The 8,035-nt window shown below is 71.3% G+C and carries 5 protein-coding genes; 2 read left to right on the forward strand and 3 right to left on the reverse strand.

All coding sequences use genetic code 11. The features are described 5' to 3' along the window. Positions 1–177 precede the first annotated feature (177 nt). The gene (locus CIB93_RS08055) at positions 178–1,278 is read left to right on the forward strand and encodes a DUF2637 domain-containing protein (protein ID WP_096625510.1); all 1,101 of its coding nucleotides are present in this window, start codon (positions 178–180) and stop codon (positions 1,276–1,278) included. Between the two features lie 24 nt (positions 1,279–1,302). Here CIB93_RS08055 and CIB93_RS08060 read toward each other — a convergent pair whose 3' ends face one another. Beyond that, positions 1,303–1,668, reverse strand: a complete 366-nt coding sequence (locus CIB93_RS08060; protein ID WP_096625512.1) for an ATP-binding protein — start codon at positions 1,666–1,668, stop codon at positions 1,303–1,305. A gap of 344 nt (positions 1,669–2,012) precedes the next feature. Here CIB93_RS08060 and CIB93_RS08065 point away from each other — a divergent pair, with 344 nt between their 5' ends. After that, entirely contained in the window at positions 2,013–5,126 is a 3,114-nt protein-coding gene (locus CIB93_RS08065) for a glycoside hydrolase family 38 C-terminal domain-containing protein (RefSeq protein ID WP_096625514.1), read from the forward strand. A gap of 25 nt (positions 5,127–5,151) precedes the next feature. On the opposite strand, the gene CIB93_RS08070 is transcribed toward CIB93_RS08065, so the two are convergent. Then, the gene (locus CIB93_RS08070; RefSeq protein ID WP_096625516.1) at positions 5,152–6,894 is read right to left on the reverse strand and encodes a pyruvate dehydrogenase; all 1,743 of its coding nucleotides are present in this window, start codon (positions 6,892–6,894) and stop codon (positions 5,152–5,154) included. 111 nt (positions 6,895–7,005) lie between these two features. Continuing rightward, positions 7,006–8,035 (reverse strand): protein phosphatase 2C domain-containing protein (locus tag CIB93_RS08075; RefSeq protein WP_096625518.1); only part of this gene is annotated, 1,030 nt, incomplete at its 5' end.

Here is an 8,035-nt window from a genome sequence, read left to right on the forward strand (position 1 = left end):
CGGAGGACGAGGAATCGAACGCAACCCGATTGAACCGTGCGGGAGTTCGAGAAGATTCCACCCATCGATAGCCTCTCCCACCCCCATGGCGTGCTCTTGTCCCGAAACCCCCGGAGCGGGACGGGAATTCCGTCACGATGGCGCACGAAACGCCCTACGTGACGCAAGGGACCGCGCATGAGACTGACCGACATATCGCTTGACTGGCTGCTTCCGGGCGCCGTGCTGCTCGTGGGGGTCATGGCGGCGGTGACGGTGGTCGCACGCGGCAAGCGTGCCGCCGGCAAGGCCGCGGCCGACGACTCCTGGGAACGCAGCGAGGAACGCCGCAGACGCAAGGAAGCGCTCTACGCCACCGCCTCGTACGTCCTGCTGTTCTGCTGCGCGGCGGTCGCAGCCGCGCTCTCCTTCCACGGGCTCGTCGGCTTCGGTCGGCAGAACCTGAACCTCACCGGAGGCTGGGAGTATCTGGTCCCGTTCGGGCTGGACGGTGCCGCGATGTTCTGTTCCGTGCTGGCGGTACGGGAGGCGAGCCACGGAGACGCGGCACTCGGCTCCCGGCTGCTGGTGTGGACGTTCGCCGGGGCCGCCGCCTGGTTCAACTGGGTGCACGCGCCCCGGGGCATGGACCACGCGGGCGCTCCGCACTTCTTCGCCGGGATGTCCCTCTCGGCCGCGGTGCTCTTCGACCGCGCGCTGAAGCAGACCCGCCGGGCCGCGCTGCGCGAACAGGGCCTGGTGCCCCGTCCGTTGCCGCAGATCCGGATCGTCCGCTGGCTGCGGGCGCCCCGGGAGACCTTCGGCGCCTGGTCGCTGATGCTCCTCGAAGGTGTACGCACGCTGGACGAGGCGGTCGACGAGGTGCGGGAGGACCGCAAGGAGCAGGAGCAGAACCGGCTGCGCCGAAGGGAGCAGGCGAAGCTGGACCGGGCCCGCATCAAGGCCCTGAACCGGCAGAACCGCGCCTGGGGACGCGGCCGCACCGGCCACCGGATGGAGGTCCAGAGCCTCCCCCCGGCTTCGGGCGGCGCCCCGCCGCCCGTCGCGGAGCCTGCCATAGCAGAGCCGGGACAGCTGCCTCTGCGACCCCGGCCATCCCTGCAAGCCGTCGGCCCGAAGCCGTCGGCGGACGGTTCGAGCTCGAAGAGCCTGGACGCTTCGAACCAGGGACATGACCCGCGGACGGTCGACCTCACCGCCGAGGACGACACCCAGACGCTTCCGCGGCTCGATTCACTGGAACAGAAACTCAAGGATCTGGAGCAGCAGTTCGGCTGAGCTCACTGCGCGGTGGAGGGACCCTCAGGGCCTTTCGCCGTGCAGCTCGAACCAGACCACCTTGCCCAGGGCCCGTGCCTCCACGCCCCAGGCGTCGGCCAGGCTGCGGACCAGGATCAGGCCCCTGCCGTGCGTACCGTCGTCGGCGTTCGGTACGTACGGCGCGGGCAGGTCCGCTTCAAAGTCCTGAACCTCCACGCGCAGCGTGGCGGGTGTCGCCGTCGCGGTGACGACCGCCCCGTGCCGGGTGTGGATCAGCGCGTTGGTCACCAGTTCGCTCACCAGGAGCTCCGCCTCCTCCGTCCGCTCCAGGGGACAGGAGCGATGTCGCAGGAACTCCCGCAGCTCGCGGCGCACTTCCCCCACCGCCGACCGTTCCGCATGACCCACTCTGCGGAGCATCCGGGCCGCCTGCGGCGCCTGACCCGGCCTCCGGCCCCGGGGGCCGCACCCCTCGACGACCCCGGCCCTCTTCTGACGCTTCGCCATTTCCCCCGCCCGCACAGTGAACCGACCTCCTCCGTCCGGCTGCCCCCTCGAACAGCCTCACGGGATGCATGCCCCTGTGCGCACACGGTCACGCTTGCCGACTCATCAATAAGTGAATGGGCGGGAGCGGTGAGGGGCGCACGGGACACCCCACCCGCGCACACCGTCATCACCCGGGCGCAGCCCCGGCCGGAGCACGAGACTGAGCTACCACGCAGGACGCCCCCCTCCCCCGAGGAGCTGTGATGCACGACGACCGCACCCTGGTGGAGGGCCGCCTGGAGCGGGCCCTGAACCAGTTCCTCCGCCCGGCGCAGTACGCCGCCCGCACTCCGCTCGCCCTGTCCGTGTGGCATGTGCCGGGCGAGCCGGTGCCGGTGGGTGAGGCCCTGGACGCGGGCTTCGAACCCTTCTCGGTCGGTACGGAGTGGGGAAGGCCCTGGTCCACGAGTTGGTTCCGGCTCGAAGGAACAGTGCCCGAGGCCTGGGCGGGGCTCCGGGTGGAGGCGGTCGTGGACCCGGGGTTCACCGGACAGGGACCAGGGTTCCAGGCGGAGGGGATGCTGTACGACCATCGGGGCGTCCCCCTCAAGGGTGTTCATCCCCGCAACCGGCACCTGACCGTCGCCCGCCCGGCGGCGGGCGCCGGGCCGGTCGCTCTGCTCCTGGAGGCTGCGGCCAATCCGGCCGTCCTGGAGCACGGCTTCGAGCCGGCCCCGCTCGGTGACGTCCTGACCTCCGGTGACCGCCCCCTGTACCGCTTCGCCTCGGCCGACCTCGCGGTGCTGGACGAGGAGGTCTGGCAGCTGGTCCTGGACATCGAGGTGCTCTCCGAGCTGATGCACAAGCTGCCGGCCGACCGCTCGCGGCGGCACGAGATCCTGCGGGCCCTGGAGTCCATGCTCGACGCGCTGGACCTGCACGAGGTCTCCGGCACCGCGGCGGCGGCGCGGGCGGAGCTGGCCGAGGTGCTGGCCCGGCCCGCCTCCGCGAGCGCGCACCGGATCTCGGCGGCCGGGCACGCACACATCGACTCGGCCTGGCTGTGGCCGCTGCGCGAGACGGTCCGCAAGGCCTCCCGTACGTTCGCCAATGTCACCGCCCTCGCCAAGGAGTACCCGGAGCTGGTCTTCGCGTGTTCGCAGGCCCAGCAGTACGCCTGGGTGAAGGAGCACCAGCCGCACATCTGGGACCGGATCAAGCAGGCCGTGGCGGCGGGGCAGTGGTCACCGGTCGGCTCGATGTGGGTGGAGTCGGACGCCAACCTGCCGGGAGGCGAGGCGCTGGCGCGTCAACTCGTCCACGGCAAGCGGTTCTTCCGCGATGAGCTCGGTGTCGACACGGAGGAGATCTGGCTCCCCGACTCCTTCGGCTACACCGCCGCCTTCCCCCAACTGGCACGGCTGGCCGGGGTGCGGTGGTTCCTCACCCAGAAGCTGTCGTGGAACCAGCACAACAGGATGCCGCACCACACCTTCTGGTGGGAGGGCATCGACGGCACCCGGGTCTTCACCCACTTCCCGCCCGTCGACACCTACAACGCCCAGCTCAACGCCGGCCAACTGGCTGACGCCGAGCGGAATTTCGCCGACAAGGGCCGGGCCACCCGCTCCCTGGTCCCGTTCGGCTGGGGCGACGGCGGCGGCGGTCCGACCCGCGAGATGCTGGAGCGGGCCCGCAGACTGCGCGACCTGGAGGGCTCACCCCGGGTGACGGTCGAGAGGCCCTCGGTCTTCTTCGCCGCGGCCGAGGAGGAGTACGGGAAGCAGGCACCCGTCTGGTCGGGCGAGCTGTATCTGGAGCTGCACCGGGGGACGTACACCACGCAGGCGAAGACGAAGCAGGGCAATCGCCGCAGTGAACACCTGCTGCGGGAGGCGGAGTTGTGGGCGACGGCGGCCGCCCTGCGCTCCCCCGCCTACACCTATCCCCACGGGCGTCTCGACCAGGTGTGGAAGACGGTGCTGCTGCACCAGTTCCACGACATCCTGCCCGGCTCGTCGATCGCCTGGGTGCACCGCGAGGCGCGGGAGACCTACGAGGAGGTGCGTGCCGAGCTGGCGGACATCGTGGCGGACGCGGTGACCTCACTGGGCCCGGCCGAGGCCATGGTGGCGCTCAACTCCTCTCCGTACGAACGCGTTCAGGTGATCGAGCTGGACGCCGAGGCGGCCGGGGTGCTGCCGTCCGGGGCCCAGGTCCAGGAACTGGGCGAGGGCCGGGCGGCGGTGCTCGCCCGGAGTCCGGGGCTCGGCGCGGGCCCGCTGGACGGTGCGGCGGTCCCGGAGCTCCCGGTGACGGCGGAGGCGTCCGGCGGCCGCGGAATCGTGCTGGACAACGGACTGCTGCGGGTCGGGGTGGACGGCGACGGGCTGATCGCTTCCGTGTACGACGTGGCCGCCGGGCGTGAGGTACTGGCCCCGGGCGCCCGTGCCAACCTCCTCCAGCTGCACCCGGACCACCCCAACCACTGGGACGCCTGGGACATCGACCGGCACTACCGGCGGTCCCGTACCGATCTCACCGCGGCCGATGCCGTGTCGCTGGTGGAGGAGGGCCCGTTGCGGGCGGCCGTGCGGGTGGTGCGGTCCTTCGGGCGGTCCACCGTCGTCCAGGAGCTACGGCTCGCGGCGGGCAGCCGGCAGCTCGACATCGAGACCGAGGTGGACTGGCAGGAGTCGGAGAAGGTCCTCAAGGCGGCCTTCCCCCTCGATGTGCACGCCGAACGGTCCACCGCCGAAATCCAGTTCGGCCATGTCCACCGGGCGACCCATGACAACACGTCGTGGGACGCGGCCCGGTTCGAGATCTGCGCGCACCGCTGGCTGCGGGTCGCCGAACCCGGATACGGTGTCGCGCTGCTCAATGACTCGACGTACGGGCACGAGGTGACGCGGACCCCGCACCCGGAGGGGCTGGGCACCACGGTCCGACTCACCCTGCTGCGCGCCCCGCACAGCCCGGACCCGCTCACCGATCTCGGCACGCACCGCTTCCGCTACGCACTCGCGCCCGGCGCGGAGGTGACCGATGCCGTACGGGAGGGGCTGGCGCTGAACCTTCCGCTGCGGGCGGCGGTGGCCCCGGTGGTGCCCGCGCTCGTGGCGACGGGCCATCCGGCGGTGACGGTCGAGTCGGTCAAGCTCGCCGACGACCGCGGCGGTGATGTGATCGTACGGCTCTACGAATCGGCGGGCGGCCGGGCGCGGGCGCGGCTGGCGGCGTCCTTCCCGGTAGCGGGAGCGCGGATCACCGACCTGCTGGAGCGGCCGCTGCACCCGGCGGTGACCGACGGGGAGGAACTCGTCCTGGAACTGCGGCCGTTCCAGATCCTGACGGTGCGCCTGACACCGGCGTGAGCACCCGCCCCACCCTTGAAGAGGCTCAGGGGCGGGGCACGTTACGGATGTTGGAGCGGGCCATCTGGAGCATCCGGCCCACTCCGCCGTCCAGCACGATCTTGCTGGCGGAGAGCGCGAAGCCGGTGACCATGTCTGCGCTGATCTTCGGCGGGATGGAGAGCGCGTTCGGGTCGGTGACGACGTCGACAAGCGCGGGCCCCTTGTGCTTGAACGCGTCCTTGAGCGCGCCCTGCACCTGCTTGGGCTTCTCCACGCGGACGCCGTAGGCACCGGCCGCACGGGCGATCGCGGCGAAGTCCGGGTTCTTGTTCGTCGTCCCGTACGAGGGCAGTCCCGCGACGAGCATCTCCAACTCGACCATGCCCAAGGAGGAGTTGTTGAACAGCACGACCTTCACCGGCAGGTCGTACTGGACCAGGGTGAGGAAGTCGCCCATCAGCATGGAGAATCCGCCGTCACCGGACATCGCGACGACCTGCCGCCCACGGTCGGTGAACTGCGCGCCGATCGCCTGCGGCAGTGCGTTGGCCATCGAGCCGTGGCTGAACGAACCGATCACCCGTCGCTTGCCGTTGGGCGTCAGATAGCGGGCTGCCCAGACATTGTTCATGCCGGTGTCGACGGTGAAAACGGCCTCCGGGTCGGCGACTTCGTCCAGCACGGAGGCGACGTACTCGGGGTGGATCGGGGTGTGCTTCTCGACCTTGCGGGTGTAGGCCTTGACCACGCCCTCCAGGGCGTTCGCATGCTTCTTCAGCATCCGGTCGAGGAACTTGCGGTCGGTCTTGGGCTTCACCCGGGGCGTCAGACAGCGCAGGGTCTCACGTACATCGCCCCAGACCGCGAGGTCGAGCTTGGAGCGGCGGCCGAGGCGCTCGGGGCGGACGTCCACCTGGACGATCTTCACATCGTCCGGGAGGAAGGCGTTGTAGGGAAAGTCGGTGCCGAGCAGGATGAGGAGGTCGCACTCGTGGGTCGCCTCGTAGGCGGCGCCGTAGCCGAGCAGCCCGCTCATCCCCACGTCGTACGGATTGTCGTACTGGATCCACTCCTTGCCGCGCAGGGCGTGCCCGACCGGTGACTTGATCTTCCCGGCGAACTCCATGACCTCGGGGTGCGCCCCGGCGGTGCCGCTGCCGCAGAACAGCGTCACCCGTTTGGCCTCGTCCACCATCCGGCAGAGCTGGTCGATCTCGTCGTCGCCGGGCCGGACGGTCGGCCGTTCGGTGACGAGCGCGTGCTCGATGCTCTTCTCGGGGGCCGCCTTGGAGGCGACGTCCCCCGGCATCGAGACGACGCTGACGCCGCCGCGCCCGATGGCGTGCTGGATCGCCGTCTGGAGGAGCCTCGGCATCTGTTCCGGGTTGGAGATCATCTCGTTGTAGTGGCTGCACTCCTGGAACAGCAGTTCCGGATGGGTCTCCTGGAAGTAGCCGAGGCCGATCTCGCTGGAGGGGATGTGCGAGGCGAGGGCCAGTACCGGGGCCATGGAGCGGTGGGCGTCGTACAAGCCGTTGATGAGGTGCAGATTGCCGGGCCCGCAGGAGCCGGCACAGGCCGCGAGGCTGCCGGTGACCTGGGCCTCCGCACCGGCCGCGAAGGCGGCGGTCTCCTCGTGGCGGACGTGGATCCAGTCGATGGACGGATTACGCCGGACGGCGTCCACCACGGGGTTCAGGCTGTCACCGACGACACCGTACAGACGTTTGACGCCTGCCCTGGCGAGGATGTCGACGAACTGCTCCGCCACGTTCTGCTTGGCCATGGATGCGCACCCTTCCTTGCCCGTGCTCCGTGCACTTCGGCTGTCCGGACTGCGGAACCCGAGACTCCGGCGGATCGGGCTCCGCAGTCCATCAACCCACGGCGGGCGCGGTTACGCCTCCCAGACGGCGGCACAGGTGCGGTCGTCGGCGTACCCCTTGATCCGGAGCTGGGTGTCGGCGAGGAAGGCCGGCAGCCCGGGCGGTCCGCCGGTCCCCCATCGCTCGGCCAGCTCTCCCGGGAGCGCCGCCTCGCCGCGCATCGGCTCGGCGAGCCCGTTGCTGCACAGGAGCAGCGTGTCACCGGGGCGTGCGACGGAGGCCCGGAAGCGGAAGGGCTGGACGGGCGGCGGGACGGAACCCTGGACGTGCGGCGACGGGGGCGTGATCTGAAGGTCCATGGTCAGCCGGTCCCCGTCCGGCCCTTCCTCCTGTTCGCCCGCCGCCTGTGGGGCGCCGCCCTCCGGAACCAGGGGTTCCAGGTCCTGCCAGAGGCCGTCGCGGAGCCGGAACAGTCCGCCGCTGCCGACGCCGAAGAAGACGCGGGTGCGGCAGTCGGGGTCGGCGGACAGCAGCAGACAGCGCAGGCTCGCGGTGTACTCGGCGGGTTCGACGCCCAGTTCGGCGGCGCGGGCGCGGAGCTTGCCGTAGGTACGGTCGGTGAGCCGGTGCAGCCCCGACTTCAGGTCGCCCCGGCGGCCCGCCCCTATGTCCTCGGAGAGCCGGGCGTGGCTGCGGGCGACGGCCCCGCCGATCCAGCGGCAGGCGTCGGCCGCGGCGAGGTGCGCCGCCTCACTGGCCCGCGCGCCCCCGGCGACGGCGACGAGCACGAGGGCGCTCTCGCCCGCCCCGAACCGGGCGGTGAGCAGCCCGTCGCGCCGGGGTTCGCCGCGGAACCGGGCGGAGTCGCCCCGCACGGACGCGACGCGCAGGGTGTACGTCCCGTACCGCGCGCCGTCCAGCACGGTGTCGGGGACCAGACCGTCCAGGTTGTCCGAGGTGGCGCAGGGCAGGGCGGCGGGCTCGGCGTCGTAGGTGGGCGGCCGGTCCCCGAGGTGCCCGACGACCGGCCGCGCGCCGGGGGCCCCGGCGGCCGCGGGGTCCGGCGGCAGTGCGTGCAGGGCGCTCGGGTCGGCCGCGACG

Origin of the sequence: Streptomyces sp. WZ.A104 (assembly GCF_002382885.1) — a bacterium.
Lineage (GTDB): Bacteria > Actinomycetota > Actinomycetes > Streptomycetales > Streptomycetaceae > Streptomyces.